We start from the raw sequence: 304 nt of genomic DNA, 5'->3' as shown, positions 1-304 counted from the left end.
ATGCCTGACTGCAGCGACTGCATCAGAAGCGCGCCGAGCATGGCCCCCAGCACGGTTCCCGAGCCGCCGGCGAGCGACGTGCCGCCGATGACGGCGGCGGCGATGACCAGGAGCTCGTCCAGCGTGCCCAGCGCGTTGGTCGCGGCGTTGAGGCGCGCCGACGAGATGGCGGCGCTGATCGAGGCCAGCACGCCCATGATCATGAACACCTTCATCGTCACCCAGCGCGTGTTGATGCCGGCGAGCGAGGCCGCCTCCGGATTGCCGCCGATGGCGAACACATAGCGGCCGAAGCGGGTTCGCC

At 69.7% G+C, this 304-nt stretch carries 1 pseudogene; it reads right to left on the bottom strand.

Annotation, left to right across the window (positions count from 1 at the left end):
- Positions 1–304, bottom strand: a pseudogene (locus tag EN862_RS35560) (sugar ABC transporter permease); the annotation flags it as partial.

The sequence above is a fragment of the Mesorhizobium sp. M2E.F.Ca.ET.219.01.1.1 genome (assembly GCF_004016445.2).
Taxonomy (GTDB): Bacteria; Pseudomonadota; Alphaproteobacteria; order Rhizobiales; family Rhizobiaceae; genus Mesorhizobium.
The sequence above is the reverse complement of the archived record's forward strand: the minus strand, read 5'-3'. Positions and strand labels throughout refer to the sequence as shown.